Here is a 19000-nt window from a genome sequence, read left to right on the forward strand (position 1 = left end):
GGCGCACCGTTGCGCGGTAGGGCCGGTGGGGTGCCATCCCGCCGTCTTGGCCGGGGCTTTCCCAAGCCCCGGCCATGGCCGGGTGCCTACCCCGCCGTCTCCTCCCCCGTGAGTCCCGCCACCAGTTCGTCCGCTGCCGCGTACGGGTCCAGTTCGCCTGCCATGATGCGCTCTGCCAGGACGGACAGGCGGCGGTCCCCTCGGAGGTCACCGATGCGTTCGCGCAGCCGGGTGACGGCGATCGTCTCGACCTCGCGGGCCGCGCGGGCCCGGCGGCGTTCTGCGAGGACGCCGTGTTCCTCGGTCCAGGCGCGGTGTTTCTCCAGGGCCTCGACCACCTCGTCGGTGCCTTGGCCGCGGGCCGCCACCGTCTTGACGATCGGGGGGCGCCAGTCGCCGGGGGCGCGGGCCTCGCCCAGGCCCAGCATGTGGTTGAGTTCGCGGGCCGTCGCGTCGGCCCCGTCGCGGTCGGCCTTGTTGACCACGTAGACGTCGCCGATCTCCAGGATTCCGGCCTTGGCCGCCTGGATGCCGTCGCCCATGCCGGGGGCGAGGAGGACCACCGTCGTGTCGGCCTGCGAGGCGATGTCGACCTCGGACTGGCCCACGCCCACCGTCTCGACGAGGACCACGTCGCAGCCCGCGGCGTCGAGGACGCGGATGGCCTGGGGGGCGGCCCACGCGAGGCCGCCCAGGTGGCCCCGGGTGGCCATGGAGCGGATGTAGACGCCGGGGTCGGAGGCGTGTTCCGACATCCGTACGCGGTCGCCGAGGAGGGCTCCGCCGGAGAAGGGGGAGGACGGGTCGACGGCGAGGACGCCCACCCGTCTGCCCGCCCGGCGGTAGGCGCTGACCAGGGCGGACGTGGAGGTGGACTTGCCCACGCCCGGGGAGCCGGTCAGGCCGACCACGTACGCGTGGCCGGCCAGGGGGGCCAGCGCGGCCATCACCTCGCGCAGCTGCGGGGACGCCCCCTCCACCAGCGAGATCAGCCGGGCCACGGCCCGCGGCCGGCCCTGCCGTGCCTGTTCCACCAGCTCGGGGACGTCCACCACAGCCCAGTTCCTCCCACTTCGGTCGACCACGGACGCGTACGCGGTGGACGCGGGCGGGGGTCCGCCCGGCCGCCGCCACCGGCCCGTCCTACTTGCCGGGCACGCGGATGATCAGCGCGTCGCCCTGGCCACCGCCACCGCACAGCGCCGCCGCGCCCACGCCGCCGCCGCGCCGGCGCAGCTCCAGCGCGAGGTGGAGCACGATCCGGGCGCCGGACATGCCGATCGGGTGGCCGAGCGCGATGGCCCCGCCGTTGACGTTCACCTTTTCCGGCGACACCCCGAGATCCTTCATTGACTGCACGGCCACCGCGGCAAACGCCTCGTTGATCTCGATCAGGTCAAGATCCTCGACGCCGAGGCCCGCCTTGCCCAGTGCGTGCCGGATCGCATTGCTGGGCTGGGACTGGAGGGAATTGTCCGGGCCCGCCACGTTGCCGTGCGCGCCGATCTCGGCGATCCACTCCAGGCCCAGCTCCTCGGCCTTGGCCTTGCTCATGACGACCACCGCGGCGGCGCCGTCGGAGATCTGGGAGGACGTGCCGGCGGTGATGGTGCCGTCCTTGGCGAAGGCCGGGCGCAGCTTGGCCAGGGTCTCGGTGGTGGTCTCCGGACGGATGCCCTCGTCCTTGCTGAAGACGACCGGCTCGCCCTTGCGCTGCGGGATTTCCACGGGGGTGATCTCGGCCTCGAAGAGGCCGTTCTTCTGGGCGGCGGCGGCGCGCTGGTGGGAGCGGGCGGCGATCTCGTCCTGCTCGGCGCGGCCGATGCCCAGGCGGGTGTTGTGCTTCTCGGTGGACTCGCCCATCGCGACGTTCTCGTAGGCGTCGGTGAGGCCGTCGTGGGCCATCGAGTCGAGCATCTCGACGGCGCCGTACTTGAAGCCCTCGCGGGACTTGGGCAGCAGGTGGGGCGCGTTGGTCATGGACTCCTGGCCGCCGGCGACGATCACGTCGAACTCGCCGGCGCGGATGAGCTGGTCGGCGAGGGCGATGGCGTCCAGGCCGGAGAGGCAGACCTTGTTGACGGTCAGGGCGGGCACGCTCATGGGGATGCCGGCCTGGACGGCGGCCTGGCGGGCCGGGATCTGGCCCGCGCCGGCCTGGAGCACCTGCCCCATGATCACGTACTGCACCTGGTCGCCGCCGATGCCCGCCCGGTCCAGCGCGGCCTTGATGGCCGCGCCCCCCAGGTCGGCGCCGGAGAAGCTGCGCAGGGACCCCAGCAGGCGGCCCATGGGGGTCCGGGCGCCCGCGACGATCACGGAGGTGGTGCGGGACGTACCGTTCGCTGTCGACATCAGCGCGGCCCTTCCTGTACAGGGAGGTTAACGAGGGTTCCCGTCAATGTACTGAGCGGTAGGCGCCGGGTCACCGGGCTGCGGGTGTGATCGCGCGCACGTTGCGTAACCACGCGTGCGAGCGGTGCACTGGAGGCATGCTGACGCGAATCGACCACATCGGGATCGCCTGCAAGGACCTCGACGCGACCGTCGAGTTCTACCGTGCCACGTACGGCTTCGAGGTGTTCCACAGCGAGGTCAACGAGGAACAGGGCGTCCGCGAGGCCATGCTCAAGATCAACGATACGTCGGACGGCGGCGCCTCGTACCTCCAGCTGCTGGAACCGACCCGGGAGGACTCCGCGGTGGGCAAGTGGCTCGCCAAGAACGGTGAGGGGGTGCACCACATCGCCTTCGGCACGGCGGACGTGGACGGGGACGCCGAGGCCATCCGGGGCAAGGGGGTGCGGGTGCTCTACGAGGAGCCGCGGGTGGGTTCGATGGGGTCGCGGATCACCTTTCTGCACCCCAAGGACTGCCACGGCGTGCTGACCGAACTGGTCACCGCGGCGCCCCACGAGGGAACTGCCGCCCCCGCTTCCACGTCTCCCTCCACGACAGAGCACTGACCTTTCCCTTCCCCGGCCGGTAGAGTGCACCTTCGGCCGGGGGCCGGGTCGGGGCTCGGTCCACACTCCGCCGATGATCTGACACCATTTCTTCGGAAGGGTCAGCTCCAGTACGCGTCCCGCACGAGGCATTTCGGGCTGCGCACGAGCAGATGGGAGCCGGCCGCCACCATGACCAGGGGACGGATGGGACCGCGCAGTGCGGGGCAACGACCGCTACGAGGCTGACGACCACCTCTCGCAGTTCGAGGCCGAGATGGAGCGGCTGAAGACGGAGCGGGACAAGGCGGTCCAGCACGCCGACGACCTCGGCTACCAGGTCGAGGTGTTGCGAGCCAAGCTCCACGAGGCGCGGCGCACCATCGCGGCCCGCCCCGCCTACGACAACGTCAGCCACCAGGCCGAGCAGCTGCTGCGCAACGCCCAGATCCAGGCCGACCAGCTGCGCACCGACGCCGAGCGCGAGGTGCGCGAGGCGCGTGCCCAGACGCAGCGGCTGCTCCAGGAGCAGGCCGAGCGCCAGGCGCGCATGGAGGCCGACCTGCACGCCGAGGCGGTCGAGCGGCGCCGCCGGCTGGACGAGGAGCTCAACGAGCGCCGGCAGACCGTCGAGTCGCACGTCAACGAGAACGTGGCCTGGGCGGAGCAGCTGCGCTCCCGTACGGAGTCGCAGGCGCGCCGCCTCATGGAGGAGACCCGCGCCGAGGCCGAGCAGGCGCTGGCCGCCGCCCGCGCCGAGGCGCAGCGGCTGGCCGAGCAGACCCGGGCGCGCCTGGGCAGCGAGGCCGAGCAGGCCCGCGCCGAGGCCGACGCGATCCTGCGCCGCGCCCGTACGGACGCCGAGCGGCTGCTGAACGCCGCCTCCACCCAGGCCCAGGAGGCCACGGACCAGGCCGAGCAGCTGCGCACCAGCGTCGGCACGGAGACCGAGGAGGCGCGGCGGCAGGCCGCGGAGCTGACGCGGACCGCCGAGGCCCGGATGCAGGAGGCCGACCGCGCGCTGCGGGAGGCCCGCGCCGAGGCCGAGAAGCTGGTCTCCGAGGCGCAGGAGAGCGCCACCAAGCGGCTGTCGGCCGCCGAGTCGGACCAGGAGCAGCGGCTGCGCACGGCCAAGGCGGAGATCGCCCGGCTGGTCGGCGAGGCCACGAAGGAGGCCGACGCGCTCAAGGCGGAGGCCGAGCAGCTGCGCGCGGACGCCCGTGCGGAGGCCGAGCGGCTGGTCGCCGAGGCGCAGGAGGCCGCCCGTTCCAAGGCGGCGGAGGACTCCGCGGCGCAGCTCGCGAAGGCCGCGCGGACCGCGGAAGAGGTGCTGTCCAAGGCCGCCGAGGACGCCAAGGCCACCACCAAGGCCGCCGCCGAGGAGGCCGAGCGGGTCCGCCGGGAGGCCGAGGCGGAGGCGGACCGGCTGCGCGGCGAGGCGCACGACACCGCCGAGCAGCTCAAGGGCGCCGCCAAGGACGACACGAAGGAGTACCGCGCCAAGACCGTCGAGCTCCAGGAGGAGGCGCGGCGGCTGCGCGGCGAGGCCGAGCAGCTGCGGGCCGAGGCGGTCGACGAGGGCGACCGGATCCGGGCCGAGGCGCGCCGCGAGGCGGTCCAGCAGATCGAGGAGGCGGCCGCCACCGCCGAGGAGCTGCTGACCAAGGCGAAGTCCGACGCCGAGGAGACCCGGTCGGGCGCGAGCGCGGAGAGTGAGCGGGTCCGCACCGAGGCCATCGAGCGGGCCACGGCCCTGCGCAAGCAGGCCGAGGAGGTGCTGGAGCGCGCCCGCACGGAGGCCGAGGAGCTGCGCGGCGAGGGCGAGGAGGCCGCCGCCGCGCTGCGCGCCGAGGCCGAGGAGGCCGCGCGGCAGCTGCGTACGGAGGCCGAGGAGGCCGCCGCCGAGCGCCGTACCGAGGTGCAGGAGGAGCTGGACCGGCTCCAGGCCGAGGCGGCGGAGAAGGTCGCCGCGGCCGAGGAGGCACTGCACGACGCCCGCGCGGAGGCCGAGAGGCTGCGCCGGGAGGCGCAGGAGGAGGCCGCCAAGCTCAAGGCCGAGTCGGCGGAGCGGCTGCGGACGCTCCAGCAGCAGGCCGAGGAGGAGGCCGAGCGGCTGCGCTCGGAGGCGGCGACCGACGCGTCCGCCGCGCGCGCCGAGGGCGAGTCCGTCGCCGTACGGCTGCGCAGTGACGCCGCCGCCGAGGCGGAGCGTCTGAAGACCGAGGCCCAGGAGACCGCGGACCGGGTGCGCGCGGAGGCCGCGGCCGCCGCGGAGCGCACCGGCGCGGAGGCCGCCGAGGCGCTGGCCGCCGCCCAGGAGGAGGCGGCCCGCCGCCGCCGGGAGGCCGAGGAACTGCTCGGCGAGGCCCGCGAGGAGGCCCACCAGGAGCGCACCGCCGCACGCGAGCAGAGCGAGGAGCTGCTGGCCTCGGCCCGCAAGCGGGTCGCCGAGGCGCAGGAGGAGGCGGAGCGGCTGGTCGAGGAGGCCGACCGGCGCGCCGCCGAGCTGGTCGCCGCGGCCGAGCAGACCGCCCAGCAGGTGCGGGACGCGGTCGCCGGGCTGCACGAGCAGGCCGAGGAGGAGATCGCCGGGCTGCGCTCGGCGGCCGAGCACGCCGCGGAGCGGACGCGTACCGAGGCGCAGGAGGAGGCCGACCGGGTACGGGCCGACGCGTACGCGGAGCGCGAGCGGGCCTCCGAGGACGCGGCCCGCACCCGGCGCGAGGCGCAGGAGGAGGCCGAGGCCGCCAAGGCGCTCGCCGACCGCACGGTCGCCGAGGCCATCGCGGAGGCCGACCGGCTGCGCGCGGAGGCCGACAGCACGCTCGACGAGGCACGCGAGGCGGCCGGCAAGGCCCGTACGGACGCCGCCGAGCAGGCCGACACGCTGATCGCGGAGGCCACCGCACAGGCCGAGAAGATGGTGGCGGACGCCTCCGCCAAGGCGCAGCAGCTGCGGACGGACGCGTCCGACGCGCTGGCCTCGGCCGAGCAGGACGCCAACCGGGCCCGCGCGGAGGCCCGCAACGACGCCAACCGGATGCGTTCGGACGCCGCCGAGCAGGTGGACCGGCTGCTCGGCGAGGCCCGCGCGGAGGCCGAACGGATCGTCACCGAGGCGACCGAGCTGACCTCTTCGGCGCAGGACGACGCGGACCGCACGGTCCGCGAGGCCGAGGAGGCCGCCGAGCGGCTGCGCGCCGAGGGCGAGCAGCGGGCGGCGGAGCTGGTCGCCGAGGCCACCGCCGAGGCCGAGCGGCTGCGGGCGGAGGCCGCCGAGGCGCTGGAGACCGCCCGCCGGGAGGCCGAGCGGATCGGCGACGAGGCGCGCGAGGCGGCGAACAAGACCCGTTCGGACGCCGCCGAGCAGGCCGATCAGCTGATGACCGAGGCCGGCAGCGAGGCGGAGCGGCTGCGCGCGGACGCGGCGGAGACCGTGGCGGGCGCCGAGCGGGACGCGGACCGTACCCGTGCGGACGCCCGCGAGCAGGCGGACCGGATGATCGCCGAGGCCACCGCGGAGGCGGACCGGCTGCGCGCGGAGGCGGCGGAGACCGTCACCTCGGCGCAGGAGCACGCCACCCGTACGCGTGCCGAGTCCGAACGGATCAAGGAGGACGCGGAGGCGGAGGCCGACCGGCTGCGCACCGAGGCGCTGGAGGAGTCGGAGCAGACCGTGGACGCGGCGCGCAAGGACGCCGCGCAGCGCCGCGCGGACGCCGCCGAGCAGGCCGACCAGCTGATCGCCAAGGCCCAGGAGGAGGCGCTGAAGGCGGCGACCGCCGCCGAGGAGCAGGCCGACCGGATGGTGGGCGCGGCCCGCAAGGAGGCCGAGCGGATCGTCGCCGAGGCCACCGCCGAGGGCAACGCGATGGTCGAGAAGTCCCGTACGGACGCGGACGTCCTGCTGAGCGAGGCCCGCGGGGACGCCACCGCGATAAGGGAGCGCGCCGAGGAGCTGCGCACCCGTATCGAGAGCGAGGTCGAGGAGCTGCACGAGCGGGCCCGCCGGGAGTCCGCCGAGACGATGAAGAACGCCGGGGAGCGGGTCGACAAGCTGATCGCGCAGGCCACCCAGCAGCAGGCGGAGGCCGAGGAGAAGGCCAAGCGCATGGTGTCGGACGCCGGCAGCGAGGCGAGCAAGGTGCGCATCGCCGCGGTGAAGAAGGCGGAGGGGCTGCTCAAGGAGGCCGAGCAGAAGAAGGCCGAGGCCGTACGGGAGTCGGAGCGGCTGCGCGCCGAGGCCCGCGCGGAGGCGGAGCGGATCGTGGACGAGGGCAAGCGCGAGCTGGAGGTGCTGGTGCGGCGCCGCAAGGACATCAACGCGGAGATCTCCCGTGTCCAGGACGTGCTGGAGGCGTTGGAGTCTTTCGAGGCGCCGTCGAACGGTGGTGGCAAGGAGGGGGCGAAGGCCGCCGCGGGAGCGGGCGCAACTCGTTCGAGTGGCAAGCAGTCTGAGGGGTAGCCACCCAAATGAGGGGCCATTCTCCACTTCAAACGCGCAATGACTCGATGACACGCCGTTGCGGCCCCTAGGATTCCCTTTATCACCTCACCGGTCTCTTTCGACAGGAACCCCATGAGCGACACTTCCTCCCCCTACGGCTTCGAGCTCGTGCGGCGTGGGTACGACCGCGGTCAGGTGGACGACCGCATTTCGAAGCTGGTCGCCGACCGCGACAGCGCCCTGGCCCGCATCACCTCCCTGGAGAAGCGGATCGAGGAGCTGCACCTCGAAACACAGAACGCCCAGGCACAGGTCAACGACGCCGAACCGTCCTACGCGGGCCTCGGCGCACGTGTGGAGAAGATCCTCCGGCTCGCGGAGGAAGAGGCGAAGGACCTGCGCGAGGAGGCCCGGCGGGCCGCCGAGCAGCACCGCGAGCTGGCCGAGTCGGCCGCCCAGCAGGTCCGCAACGACGCCGAGCAGTTCGCGTCGGAGCGCAGGGCGAAGGCCGAGGACGAGGGCGTCCGGATCGTCGAGAAGGCGCAGGGCGAGGCGACCGCGCTGCGTGCCGAGGCGCAGAAGGACGCGCAGTCCAAGCGGGAGGAGGCGGACGCCCTCTTCGAGGAGACCCGCGCCAAGGCCGCGCAGGCCGCCGCGGACTTCGAGACCAATCTCGCCAAGCGCCGCGAGCAGTCCGAGCGGGACCTGGCCTCGCGTCAGGCCAAGGCCGAGAAGCGGCTCGCGGAGATCGAGCACCGGGCCGAGCAGCTGCGGCTGGAGGCCGAGAAGCTGCGTACGGACGCGGAACGCCGGGCCCGCCAGACGGTGGAGACGGCGCAGCGCCAGGCCGAGGACATCGTGGCCGACGCGAACGCGAAGGCGGACCGGATCCGCAGCGAGTCCGAGCGGGAGCTGGCGGCGCTGACCAACCGCCGGGACTCGATCAACGCCCAGCTGACGAACGTCCGCGAGATGCTCGCCACGCTGACCGGAGCGGCGGTCGCCGCGGCCGGCACCCCGGCGGACGAGGAGCCCATCTCCCGCGGCGTCCCGGCGCAGCAGTCGCGCTGAGGCGCCGTTCGTCGTTGTGACGCCGGTGCGGCCGGTGGGCTCCCACGGCCCGCTCCCGTGACGGCCGGTACCGCGCACCACGGCAACGGTCATGGTCCGCCCGCCCCGCCTCTCCCCGGAGGCCGGGCGGGCGGAATGCTTTTTTCAGCAGTCGTACGAGCTGCTCGACGCTCGGCGGGCAGTGCCCGGTTCGCCCGAGATGCGAGGCCACCGGCCCCCGCTTAGCGTGCTGTACATGATCGAGGTCGAGGGGCTGACCAAGCGTTACGGCGACAAGCTCGCCGTGGACGGGCTGACCTTCACCGTGCGGCCCGGGGTCGTCACCGGCTTCCTCGGCCCGAACGGCGCCGGCAAGTCCACGACCATGCGGATGATGCTGGGGCTGGACCACCCGACGTCGGGACGGGTCCGTATCGACGGCCGCCACTACCGGCAGCTGTCCGACCCCCTCAAGTACCTCGGCGCCCTCCTGGACGCCAAGGCCGTGCACGGCGGCCGCAGCGCCTTCCACCACCTGCTGTGCCTGGCACAGAGCAACGGCATCCCGCGCGCCCGGGTCGACGAGGTGCTGGACACGGTCGGGCTGACCCCGGTGGCCAAGAAGCGCTCCAAGGGCTTTTCGCTCGGCATGGGGCAGCGCCTGGGCATCGCGGCGGCCCTGCTCGGCGACCCCCGCATCCTCATGTTCGACGAGCCGGTCAACGGGCTCGACCCCGAAGGCATCCACTGGATCCGCAACCTGATGCAGGGTCTGGCGGCACAGGGCCGGACGGTGTTCGTCTCCTCCCACCTGATGAGCGAGATGGCGCTGACCGCCGAGCACCTGATCGTCATCGGCCAGGGCCGGCTGCTGGCGGACACCTCGATGGCCCGGTTCATCCGGGAGAACTCCCGCTCGTACGTACGGATGCGGTCGCCGGAGCGCGAGCGGCTGCTCGACGTGCTCGCAGAGGCCGGGCACACGGCGGCGGCGGCCGGCGAGGCGGTGGAGGTCGACGGGGCGAGCGCCGCCGACCTCGGCGAGCTGGCCGCACGGCACCGGCTCGTCCTGCACGAACTGAGCCCGCAGCAGGCGTCGCTGGAGGAGGCGTTCATGCAGCTGACCGCCGGGGCGGTGGAGTACCACGCGCACGCGGACACACCGCGGGCGGCGGCGGAGGGCGGTCCGCCGGAGGCCGGGCTGCCGGGGGCGGCGCCGCCCCCGGAGAAACCGGGCGCACCCGGGGCGCAGCCCGGCGGCTGGGGCGCCGACTGGCGGAACAAGAAGCGAGGGGCGTGACGATGGCGGCGGTCTCCCAGGTCCTGAGGTCGGAGTGGACCAAGATCCGGTCGGTGCGGTCCACGGTGTGGACGCTGGGCATCGCGCTGGTCGTGACGGTGGTGCTGGGCGCGCTGATCTGCCTGCTCGCCTCGAACGACTTCGGCACCATGACGCCGCGCGACCGGCTCACCTTCGACCCCACCAACACCAGCTTCGCGGGGATGGGCCTCGGCCAGCTCGCAATGATCGTCTTCGGGGTGCTGGTGGTCTCGAACGAGTACAGCACCGGCATGATCCGTACGTCGCTCGCCGCCGTACCGCAGCGCGGCGTCTTCCTCTTCTGCAAGGTCGCCGTCGCCGCCCTGCTCGCCCTCGTGGTCTCCTTCGTGACGGCCTTCCTCACCTTCTTCGTCGGGCAGGCGCTGCTGGGTACGCACGCGGCGTCGCTCGGCGACCCGGGCGTGCTGCGCGCCGTGGTGGGCGGCGGGCTCTACATGACGCTGATCGCGGTCTTCTCGATGGGCGTGGCGACGATGCTGCGCAGCCCGATGCTGGCGCTGGGCATCCTGATGCCGTTCTTCTTCCTGATCTCCAGCATCCTGGGCAACGTCCCGGCCACCAGGAAGATCGGCCGGTACCTGCCCGACCAGGCCGGCTCGAAGATCATGCAGGTGGTGCCGCCGGCCGGCCGCGAGGTGCCGTACGGGCCGTGGGGCGGATTCGCCATCATGCTCGCGTGGACGGCGGCCGTCCTGCTGTGCGGGTACGTCCTGCTGAAGCGGCGCGACGCGTAAGGGGCCGCGCCCGCACCGGCACCGGCGCCGACCCAGGCGGCGGGCGGACCGTTCCGGCGCCCTGGCCAGGCGCTCCGCGCGGCCCGGCGTCCCGTGCGCCCCACCCGTCCGCGTTTTGACGGGAACCGTCAGCGTCCCGATAACCTCCTAACCCTCACGGGGGTACGAGAGCACCTCTGCCCCGAACCATCTTTCGAGGGGCGGAGAATGATCGAGGCAGTCGGCCTGACGAAGCGCTACGGCGCCAAGACGGCCGTGCACAACCTGTCGTTCCGGGTACGGCCGGGCACCGTCACGGGCTTCCTGGGGCCCAACGGCTCCGGCAAGTCGACGACGATGCGCATGATCCTGGGGCTGGACACCCCGACCGCGGGGCGCGTCACGATCGGCGGCATCCCGTTCCGCCAGGTGCCCAACGCCCCGCGCCACGTCGGCGCGCTGCTCGACGCCAAGGCGGTGCACGGCGGCCGCAGCGCGCGCCAGCACCTGCTCTCGCTCGCCCAGCTCTCCGGCATCCCGGCGCGCCGGGTCGACGAGGTGCTCGGCGTGGTCGGGCTCCAGGACGTCGCCCGCAAGCGCTCCAGCGGCTTCTCGCTCGGCATGGGCCAGCGCCTGGGCATCGCGGCGGCGCTGCTCGGCGACCCGCAGGTACTGCTCTTCGACGAGCCGGTCAACGGCCTGGACCCGGAGGGCATCCTGTGGGTCCGCAACCTGATGAAGCAGCTGGCCGCCGAGGGCCGTACGGTCTTCGTCTCCTCGCACCTGATGAGCGAGATGGCGCTGACCGCCGAGCACCTGATCGTCATCGGCCGCGGCCAGCTGCTGGCGGACATGTCGGTCAAGGACTTCATCTCGGCCAACTCCGCCGACTTCGCCCGGGTCCGCACGCCGGACACCGAGCCGCAGCTGCGCGAGAAGCTCGGCGCGCTGCTCGGCGAGGCGGGCGCCCAGGTCGTGCCGGAACCGGACGGCGCGCTGCGCGTCACCGGGCTGCCGCTGCCGCGCATCAGCGACCTCGCCCACGACGCGGACATCCGCCTGTGGGAGCTGTCGCCGCACCAGGCGTCCCTGGAAGAGGCGTACATGCGGCTGACGCAGGGCGTCGTGGACTACCGCTCGACGGCCGACCAGCGGGCCGGTCTCCAGCAGCAGGCGGCCGGGCACCCGCCGCAGGGCCCCGGCATGCCGGGACAGCCGCCGCAGGGGTACGCGCCTGGGGCGCCGCAGCCGGGTCCGTACGGGCAGCCCGGCCACCCGGGGCAGCCGAACCCGTACGCGCAGGCACCGGGCCAGGGTCACCCGCCGGCGGCCGGACCGGGCGCGCCGTACGGACAGCCGAACCCGTACGCGCAGCCGCAGCCGGGCCCGCAGGCCGGTGCCCCCGCGCCGATGCCGCCCGCCGCCCCCGCCGACATCTCCAAGCCGCACACCGAGGACGCCCGATGACCAGCCCTCAGCAGCCGCAGCCGCAGCCTGAGCCGCACGACACCGACGCCCCCGGCGCCGCCGCGCCGATGCCCCCGGCCGAGGCCCCGGAGCCGCCCGCGCAGCAGCCGGCGCGTGAGGCGGGCACGATGATGCTCCAGGCCCAGCCCGCGCCCCAGGCCCAGGCCGCTCCGCAGGCCCAGCAGGGCGCGCGCAAGGACGCGGGCACCATGACGCTCCAGGCCCAGCAGCCGCCCACCGGTCCCCCGCCCCAGCAGCCGCCCCAGCCGCAGCAGCCGCCGCACCAGCCCGCGCCGCAGCACGGCCCGCAGCCGCCCCACCAGCAGCAGATCCCGGCCGCCTGGCAGGCCGCCGGCCCCGGCGCCGCCCCGGCCTACGTCTCGCCGATCCCCGTCCGCCGCACGAACCTGGGCCACGCCCTCGCCTCCGAGTGGACGAAGATCCGCTCGGTGCGCTCCACGATGTGGACGCTCGGCGTGCTGATCCTGCTGAACGTCGGCATCGGGCTGCTGACGTCGCTGGCGCTGGCGGGCCCGGACCGGGTGGTCGAGCCGAAGCTCGGCTTCGCCTGGTTCGGCCTGCTGCTCGGGACGCTGTGCGTGCTCCCCCTCGGCGTACTGGTGATCTCCTCGGAGTACGGCACCGGCATGATCCGTACGACGTTCACGGCCTGCCCCAGCCGGGCCCGGGTGCTGACCGCCAAGGCGATCGTCCTGTTCGGGCTGACGTTCGTCATCACCACGGTCTCCAACACGCTGGTCGCGATGCTGCACGCCGGGATGCTCAACGGCCCGGCACCCACCGGAGGCCAGTGGCTGCGCGCCACGCTCGGCTCCGGCCTGTACGTGGCCGTGCTGAGCCTGCTGGCCCTGGGCGTGGGCGCGCTGCTGCGACACTCGGCCGGCGCGATCAGCGCGATGATGGGCCTGGTCCTGCTGCCCATGCTGATGGCCGTGTTCATGCTCGGTTCGGAGAGCCTGCGCCCGTTCGCGACCAAGCTGATCGAGTACTCGATCCCGAACAGCCTCGGCGCGATCTACGACCAGCCGTTCATGCCCGACGGCCCGGCCGGCTGGCAGCCGCTGCTCGTCCTCCTGGGCGTCACCGCCGTCGTCCTCGCCGGCGCCTACACGGCACTGCAGAAGCGCGACGTGTAGGGACCTCAGTACCTCGGCGCGTTACGGGACCGCTGGAGCCGCGCGCTCCGGCGGTCCCGTGCGTTCCAGCACGCCTTGTGCCAGTGTCTGCGGTCGTCCACGTCACCTTCCCGCGGCCAGGCGACGACGTGCGGCACCCCCGGCGGGATCTCCTGGTCGCAGCCCGGGCAGCGGTAGTGCTTGGCCGCACCGCCACCCCCCAGGTGCCGTACGACCCACTCCTCACCGCGCCACTCCTCGGTACGTTCGAGACCGTAGCGGCCCCCGCCCGCGTGGTCGGCTGGCTTCTCACCGCCGCGGGGGCGGTTTCGACGCGGAGACACTGGGCACCTCGGGAAATCTACGGGGTCACGGGCCGTCACCACCCTACGCGGATCGGTCACGGGGCCCGCCGCCCACCACGATCCTGCGATCATCGGGAAACTTCGCCGCAGGCCGTGCCCTTGGCACGTGTCACCCGTTGTTGCCTGTTAGGGGGATGTCGCGTCGGCTGCGAGGAGGCAGAAGAGCGATGCGCGTTGGGGCATTCATCCTGGCCGCTCAGTTTCCGGGTCAGGGACAGGGGGAGGCGCTGCACCGGGCGGTGCGGTCCGCGGAGGTCGCCGAGGAGGCCGGACTCGACGCGGTCTGGCTGGCCGAGCACCACTTCATGCCGTACGGGGTCTGCCCGTCGGCGACGACCCTGGCCGCGCTGCTGCTGGGGCGTACGAGGAGAATCGGCGTCGGCACCTCCGTCAGCGTGCTGCCGACCCAGCACCCGGTCGCCCTCGGCGAGCAGGCGGCACTGCTGCACCTGACCACCGGCGGCCGGTTCACTCTCGGGGTGGGCCGCGGCGGCCCCTGGGTGGACCTGGAGGTCTTCGGCACCGGCCTGGCCGCCTACGAACGGCACTTCCCCGAATCGCTGGACCTGCTGCTGCGCTGGCTGCGCGAGCCCCGGGTCGGCGCCGCGGGCGAGCGGCACTCCTTCCGGGAGGTCGCGGTGGTGCCGCGGCCCGACGAGTCACTGGAGATGCCGGCCGGGCCGCCGGTCGTCCTGGCCTGCACCTCGCCCCGGTCGGTGCGGCTGGCCGCCGAGCGCGGGCTGCCCATGCTGCTGGGCATGCACTGCGGTGACGAGGACAAGGCGGAGATGGTCGCGCTGTGGCGCAGCCTGTCGCTGGCGGCCGGGCGGGACCCGGCCGAGGTCGCGGCGGCGGAGCACGTCTCGGCCGGCGTGGTGCAGGTCGGCGACACCCGGCAGGGCGCGGCCGAGGTGCTCACCAAGGCCATGCCGGGCTGGCTGCGGCGCGGCCTGGCGGCCCACGAGACGGTCGACGGCCGTTACCGCGCCATGCGCGACCCGCTGACGTACACGGAACTGCTCTGCGACCTGCATCCGGTGGGGCCGCCGGAGCTGTGCGCCGACCGGCTGGCGGCCTCGGCGGAGCGGACGGGCATCCGGCGCTTCGCGCTGCTCGTGGAGGGCTCCGGCGACCTGGCCGCCACGGAGGAGAACGTCCGGCGGCTGGGTGCCGAGGTGCTCCCGCGGCTCGGCTGAGCCGGGAGCGGCGGGCGGAAAAGCGCTCCGCCCGGCCGGCCGGTTCCGCACGGCCGGCCGGGCGGCAGCGGAGCGTCCCCCGCCTGGCGCGATCGCACCGGTCTCCGGTCCCGCAACCGGAGGATGACCGATGGAGTTTTCCAACTCTGCGTAGCCGGGCCCGGGTTGCCCGGTGCTGCCGCCGGCGCACCGGCGCCGCGTCTCGCCTGCGGCGTGCGCAGCGGCAGCGTTCCCCGGTCAGCAGTCGCGCAGCTCGGGCGACTGGTTCAGCAACTGGCCGCGGACGGAGGTGAATGCGGCCAGCCGGTCGTCCACCGACGGGTCGAGCGGGAAGGCCGCGACCCGGTGGCAGTTCTGGAACGCCAGGCGCACACCGAAATGGCGCTCCAAGGACCCGCGTATCGCGTCACTCGCCAGCGCACGCAGCAGCTGACCGCGCGCCTGCTCGTCCGGCGGCGGCGTCTGGTTGTCGGCGAACTGACCGCCGTCCACCTTCAGCCGGGCCACCAGCGAGCTGATCATCTCCCATGCGTACGGCAGGGAGCTCCGGACGCAGTCGACAAATTCCGCTTCGTCGACCTCGCCTCGCTCGGCCTGTTCGAGGAGGGCCGGTGAGACGTCGAGCGACATGAGGTTCTCCTCTCGCGGCCCCGCCGGAGCGGGGCCTCAGGTATCGGCCGGGAGGCTCGCGACGGAGCGTGTCCGTATCACGACCCCCCGCTTCAACGGTATGCCGGTCATCCGGCCCGCACCAGGAGATTGCGGAGACAACCGGCCACCGGTGAACGGGGCGCTTCAGGGGCGAATCGCGTCCGCGGCCCCCGGTCGAGTAGCGTGGCGCACCATGCGTCTCGTCATTGCCCGTTGCTCCGTGGACTACGCGGGCCGGCTCAGTGCCCACCTCCCGTCGGCCCCCCGCCTCATCCTCGTAAAGGCGGACGGTTCGGTCTCCATCCACGCGGACGACCGGGCCTACAAACCCCTGAACTGGATGTCCCCGCCGTGCACCCTCAAGGAGGGCGACGGCAGCGTGTGGACGGTGGAGAACAAGGGCGGCGAGAAGCTCATCATCACGCTGGAAGAGGTGATGCACGACTCGTCCCACGAGCTGGGGGTGGACCCCGGTCTCATCAAGGACGGGGTGGAGGCGCACCTCCAGGAGCTGCTCGCCGACCGGATCGAGACACTGGGCGAGGGCTACTCGCTCATCCGCCGCGAATACCCCACGGCCATCGGCCCGGTGGACATCCTGTGCCGGGACGCGGACGGCGGGACGGTCGCCGTGGAGATCAAGCGGCGCGGTGAGATCGACGGGGTCGAGCAGCTCACCCGCTACCTGGAACTGCTCAACCGCGACCCCCACCTGGCCCCGGTCAAGGGGGTGTTCGCGGCTCAGGAGATCAAGCCGCAGGCGCGGGTGCTGGCCACCGACCGCGGCATCGGCTGCGTCGTGCTGGACTACAACGCGCTGCGCGGCATCGAGGACGACAAGCTGCGCCTGTTCTGAGCACGGCCACGCCGCGCGGGCCACGGGTGCCGCGCGGGGCCCGCGCATCCTGCCGGTACGGATGACGACGGCCCGGTACGGGAACGCCCGCCCTGGTGGCGGACGGTCGCGTACCGGGCCGTCGTGCTGCGCTCAGCCGTTGTCCGTCCCACCGGTCGTCCCGCCCGTCGTGCCGCCACCGGTGCCGCCGGCCGTGCCACCGCCGCCGCCTGCGGTGGTCGCCGAGGCGCTGCCGCCCCCGGTGCCGGAGCTGCCGGACGTCCCCGTCGGCTCCTGGCTGGTCGGCTTGTCGGTGGGCGTCGGCTTACTGGTGGCGGTGGGCTTGTCGGTGGGCGTCGGCTTGCCGGTGGGCTTGCCCGTGGTGCCCGGGTCGGTCGGGCGGGTGCTGCCGTCCGTCGGCCGCGTCGACGGGTCGGTCGGGCGGGTGCTGCCACCGGTCGGCCCGCCGGTCGTCGGGTCCGTGGCGCCGGTGCTCGGCGCGGTCGCGCCGCCGCTCGGCCGTCCGCTGGTGCCCGGCGCGCCCGGCGCCGTGGAGCCGGACCGGGTGCCCGTGCCCGTGCCGGGACGGCTGCCCTGGCCGGTCCGGGTGCTGCTGCTGTCCGGCTGGTCGGCGGGCAGACCACTGTCGCTCTGCCCCGGTTCGGCGGACTGCTCGGTCGTGACCTTGTCGCCCGTGCCGCCGTCGGAACCGGAGACCGCGCCCAGGGTGACGACGGTGCCCAGCACGGCGACGAGCAGCGCTCCGGCGCCCGCGGCGACCAGGTTGCGCCGGGCGCCGAGCACCAGCGCACGGCGGCCCTTGGCCGGGCCGCGGCCCGTGCCCGTACCGGCGGCGGCGCTGCGGGTGACGACGGTGGGCGCGGTCGCGTCGACGGCCGGGGCCGCGGCGAGACCGGCGGGCACCCCGCCGGGCGGCGAGACCGACTCCTCCGTACGGGCGTCCGGGATCTCCTCACCGGCCGGGGTGGCCGCCCCGGCGGGCGGGGTGAACGTGCCGGAGCGGTCCGCGACCAGCGCCAGCGCGCGCCGGCCGGCGACCGTGCCGCGCCGGTCGGAGAGCACGCCGCGCAGCCCTATCGACGCCTCCAGCTCGGCCCGTGCCCGGTCCAGGTTGCCGGTGCACAGCGCGAGGACGCCCAGCTCGTGGTGGAAGTACGCCTCCTCGGCCACCTCCCCGGCGATCCGGGCGGCCTCCGCGCCGTGCCGCAGGCTGCGCTCCCAGGCGCTCCAGTGCAGGGCCGCGGCGAAGGCCGGGGCGGCCGTACGGGCCAGGAGCACGGCGGCGCTGGGGTGGCCGCCGTCCCGGCTGCCGGTCAGCACGCCCATCGCGGCCAGGATCGCGTCGGACTCGGCGGCGGCCCGCTCCGGGGTGACCGAGGGGTGCCCGGCCCACCAGGCGTAGTGCTGTGCGGCGGTCAGCGCCCGCTCGCCGGCGCCGTCCGCGTACCCGGCGGCCGTCAGCTGCTCCTGGACGGTGGCTGCGAGCCGGTAGTGCGCCCCGGCCGGGGTGATCAGCCCGCAGCCCAGCAGATCGCCGAGGGCGGCGTCCGCGTGGGCGTCCTGGGCGAGCGCGGGCAGGTGCGCCTGGTGGGGCAGTTCGCCGCCCAGCGCGACCGCGAAGCGCAGCGTCTCGCGCGCGGCCTCGCTCAGCCGGGCGGCGATCAGCGGCGCGGGCGAGGCGGCCTCGGCGACGGTCGGCAGCGGCGTGTCCTCGCCGGCGGGCGCGTCATCCGACGGTTCGCCGTACGCGTCGGAGCCGCCCTCGCCGTCCCGCGCCCGGTGCCGCAGCAGCGCACCGGCCTGCACGAAGCGCAGCGGCAGCCCCTCGGACTCGAACCACAGGTCGGCGGCCCAGGCGGCCTCTTCGTCGGTGAGCGGCCGGCCGACGGCGCCCTCCAGCAGTTCCCGGCAGGCGTCCCGGCTGATGCCGCCGAGGAAGACCTCTTCGAGGTGGGAGCCGGGCGAGGGGGCGGCGACGTCGGGGGTGGCGGCCAGCAGGAAGGCGCACTCGGGGGTGGCGCCCAGCAGTTCGTCCAGCGCGGCGCCGCCGAATTCGAGGTCGTCCAGGACGACGATCGCACCGATCTCGCCGAGCAGGCGCAGCAGCTCACCGCGGTCGGGGCGGTGCAGCGGCGCCCGGTGGACGGCGGCGAACAGCTCGTACATCACGTCGGTGGGGGTACGGCGGTACCCGGAGAGGCGCACCACGCCGTCCGGCGCCACGCCGTCGCAGGCGGTGGCGACGGCGTCCAGCAGCCGGGTCCGGCCCGCCCCGGACGGGCCGGTGACGCGCACGGATCTGCCCCGGGACAGCAGCCGGACCAGCCGGTCGGTCTCCTCGGCGCGCTCCAGCAGCGCGGCCGGCCGGCCGGCGGCGACCGGGACCGCGGGCGGGGCGGCGGCGCGGGACAGCTCGGCGCGCTCCTCGGGGCCGTACTTGCCGGGGACGGCGGGCTGCTCGCCGGGCGGGCAGGGTTCGATCTCGCTGCCGTCGACCGGGTTGACGGTGAGCAGGTAGGGGCCCGATACGAGCCGTACGGTGCGGACGGGCCCGCCGGGGGCGGCGCCGGGGCCGCCGTGCGCGGGCGCCGGCGTCGTCGCAGGGGCGTCCTGCTCTCCGTACTCCTCAGGTCCCCGGTTGGTGTTCGGGTCCATGGTGAAAAGCCCCCCAGATGCGCTTGGCGTGCCGACCGGCCGATTGCGTCCCGGCCGTCCGCACTCCCCCAGCCTCCGGCCGGGGTGCTCCCCCGGCCGCCGCTTCTGGTCCGGTGCCCGCCGCGCGGCGTACCGGACGGCGGAAAACCGAACCTTAGACCTTCGCCCAGTATCTAC

At 74.3% G+C, this 19000-nt stretch carries 14 protein-coding genes; 9 read left to right on the top strand and 5 right to left on the bottom strand.

The annotated features are described in order from the left end of the window. Positions 1-86: 86 nt before the first annotated feature. Positions 87-1055 carry a methylmalonyl Co-A mutase-associated GTPase MeaB gene (gene meaB, locus ACH4FX_RS28475; RefSeq protein ID WP_398483658.1) on the bottom strand — a complete coding sequence of 323 codons (969 nt, stop codon included), beginning with the start codon at positions 1053-1055 and terminating at the stop codon, positions 87-89. Between the two features lie 88 nt (positions 1056-1143). After that, complete coding sequence (locus ACH4FX_RS28480; protein WP_398483747.1) at positions 1144-2319, bottom strand: acetyl-CoA C-acetyltransferase; 1176 nt, start codon at positions 2317-2319, stop codon at positions 1144-1146. Positions 2320-2492: 173 nt separating this feature from the next. On the opposite strand from ACH4FX_RS28480, the gene mce reads away from it, so the two are divergent. The 7 genes from mce to ACH4FX_RS28515 all read left to right on the top strand — a co-directional run bounded on the left by mce (position 2493) and on the right by ACH4FX_RS28515 (position 13121). Beyond that, on the top strand, positions 2493-2966 hold the full coding sequence (gene mce, locus ACH4FX_RS28485; protein ID WP_398483660.1) for a methylmalonyl-CoA epimerase: 474 nt from the start codon (positions 2493-2495) through the stop codon (positions 2964-2966). 199 nt (positions 2967-3165) lie between these two features. Further along, on the top strand, positions 3166-7410 hold the full coding sequence (gene scy / locus ACH4FX_RS28490; RefSeq protein WP_398483662.1) for a polarized growth protein Scy: 4245 nt from the start codon (positions 3166-3168) through the stop codon (positions 7408-7410). A gap of 114 nt (positions 7411-7524) precedes the next feature. Next, positions 7525-8463: a cellulose-binding protein gene (locus ACH4FX_RS28495; RefSeq protein WP_398483664.1), complete on the top strand. Its 939-nt coding sequence runs from the start codon at positions 7525-7527 to the stop codon at positions 8461-8463. 235 nt (positions 8464-8698) lie between these two features. Beyond that, positions 8699-9742: an ABC transporter ATP-binding protein gene (locus tag ACH4FX_RS28500; protein WP_398483666.1), complete on the top strand. Its 1044-nt coding sequence runs from the start codon at positions 8699-8701 to the stop codon at positions 9740-9742. Between the two features lie 2 nt (positions 9743-9744). Next, positions 9745-10518 (top strand): ABC transporter permease, encoded by a 774-nt coding sequence (locus ACH4FX_RS28505; RefSeq protein WP_398483749.1) that lies wholly within the window; start codon positions 9745-9747, stop codon positions 10516-10518. Positions 10519-10725: 207 nt separating this feature from the next. Continuing rightward, positions 10726-11964: an ATP-binding cassette domain-containing protein gene (locus ACH4FX_RS28510; protein WP_398483668.1), complete on the top strand. Its 1239-nt coding sequence runs from the start codon at positions 10726-10728 to the stop codon at positions 11962-11964. Further along, positions 11961-13121, top strand: a complete 1161-nt coding sequence (locus ACH4FX_RS28515; protein WP_398483670.1) for an ABC transporter permease — start codon at positions 11961-11963, stop codon at positions 13119-13121. Before ACH4FX_RS28510 ends, ACH4FX_RS28515 begins: the two co-directional genes overlap by 4 nt. A gap of 5 nt (positions 13122-13126) precedes the next feature. Here the strand turns inward: ACH4FX_RS28515 and ACH4FX_RS28520 are convergent, their stop codons facing one another. After that, entirely contained in the window at positions 13127-13444 is a 318-nt protein-coding gene (locus tag ACH4FX_RS28520) for an ATP/GTP-binding protein (protein ID WP_365839889.1), read from the bottom strand. A 188-nt stretch (positions 13445-13632) separates the two neighbouring features. Here ACH4FX_RS28520 and ACH4FX_RS28525 point away from each other — a divergent pair, with 188 nt between their 5' ends. Next, entirely contained in the window at positions 13633-14661 is a 1029-nt protein-coding gene (locus ACH4FX_RS28525) for an LLM class flavin-dependent oxidoreductase (RefSeq protein ID WP_398483672.1), read from the top strand. A 237-nt stretch (positions 14662-14898) separates the two neighbouring features. Here ACH4FX_RS28525 and ACH4FX_RS28530 read toward each other — a convergent pair whose 3' ends face one another. Continuing rightward, positions 14899-15291 (bottom strand): SCO5389 family protein, encoded by a 393-nt coding sequence (locus ACH4FX_RS28530; protein WP_398483674.1) that lies wholly within the window; start codon positions 15289-15291, stop codon positions 14899-14901. 214 nt (positions 15292-15505) lie between these two features. Between ACH4FX_RS28530 and nucS the strand changes: the two genes are divergently transcribed. Next, the gene (gene nucS / locus ACH4FX_RS28535) at positions 15506-16168 is read left to right on the top strand and encodes an endonuclease NucS (RefSeq protein ID WP_398483676.1); all 663 of its coding nucleotides are present in this window, start codon (positions 15506-15508) and stop codon (positions 16166-16168) included. A 132-nt stretch (positions 16169-16300) separates the two neighbouring features. Here nucS and ACH4FX_RS28540 read toward each other — a convergent pair whose 3' ends face one another. Next, complete coding sequence (locus ACH4FX_RS28540; protein ID WP_398483678.1) at positions 16301-18823, bottom strand: ATP-binding protein; 2523 nt, start codon at positions 18821-18823, stop codon at positions 16301-16303. Between the last annotated feature and the right edge of the window lie 177 nt (positions 18824-19000).

The sequence above is a fragment of the Streptomyces sp. NPDC018019 genome, from assembly GCF_044327805.1.
GTDB lineage: Bacteria > Actinomycetota > Actinomycetes > Streptomycetales > Streptomycetaceae > Streptomyces.

Coding starts and splice junctions, on each gene's coding strand:
- mce (WP_398483660.1), top strand. CDS start 2,493: ATGCTGACGCGAATCGACCACATCGGGATCGCCTGCAAGGACCTCGAC.
- ACH4FX_RS28495 (WP_398483664.1), top strand. CDS start 7,525: ATGAGCGACACTTCCTCCCCCTACGGCTTCGAGCTCGTGCGGCGTGGG.
- ACH4FX_RS28500 (WP_398483666.1), top strand. CDS start 8,699: ATGATCGAGGTCGAGGGGCTGACCAAGCGTTACGGCGACAAGCTCGCC.
- ACH4FX_RS28505 (WP_398483749.1), top strand. CDS start 9,745: ATGGCGGCGGTCTCCCAGGTCCTGAGGTCGGAGTGGACCAAGATCCGG.
- ACH4FX_RS28510 (WP_398483668.1), top strand. CDS start 10,726: ATGATCGAGGCAGTCGGCCTGACGAAGCGCTACGGCGCCAAGACGGCC.
- ACH4FX_RS28515 (WP_398483670.1), top strand. CDS start 11,961: ATGACCAGCCCTCAGCAGCCGCAGCCGCAGCCTGAGCCGCACGACACC.
- ACH4FX_RS28525 (WP_398483672.1), top strand. CDS start 13,633: ATGCGCGTTGGGGCATTCATCCTGGCCGCTCAGTTTCCGGGTCAGGGA.
- ACH4FX_RS28530 (WP_398483674.1), bottom strand. CDS start 15,291: ATGTCGCTCGACGTCTCACCGGCCCTCCTCGAACAGGCCGAGCGAGGC.
- nucS (WP_398483676.1), top strand. CDS start 15,506: ATGCGTCTCGTCATTGCCCGTTGCTCCGTGGACTACGCGGGCCGGCTC.
- ACH4FX_RS28540 (WP_398483678.1), bottom strand. CDS start 18,823: ATGGACCCGAACACCAACCGGGGACCTGAGGAGTACGGAGAGCAGGAC.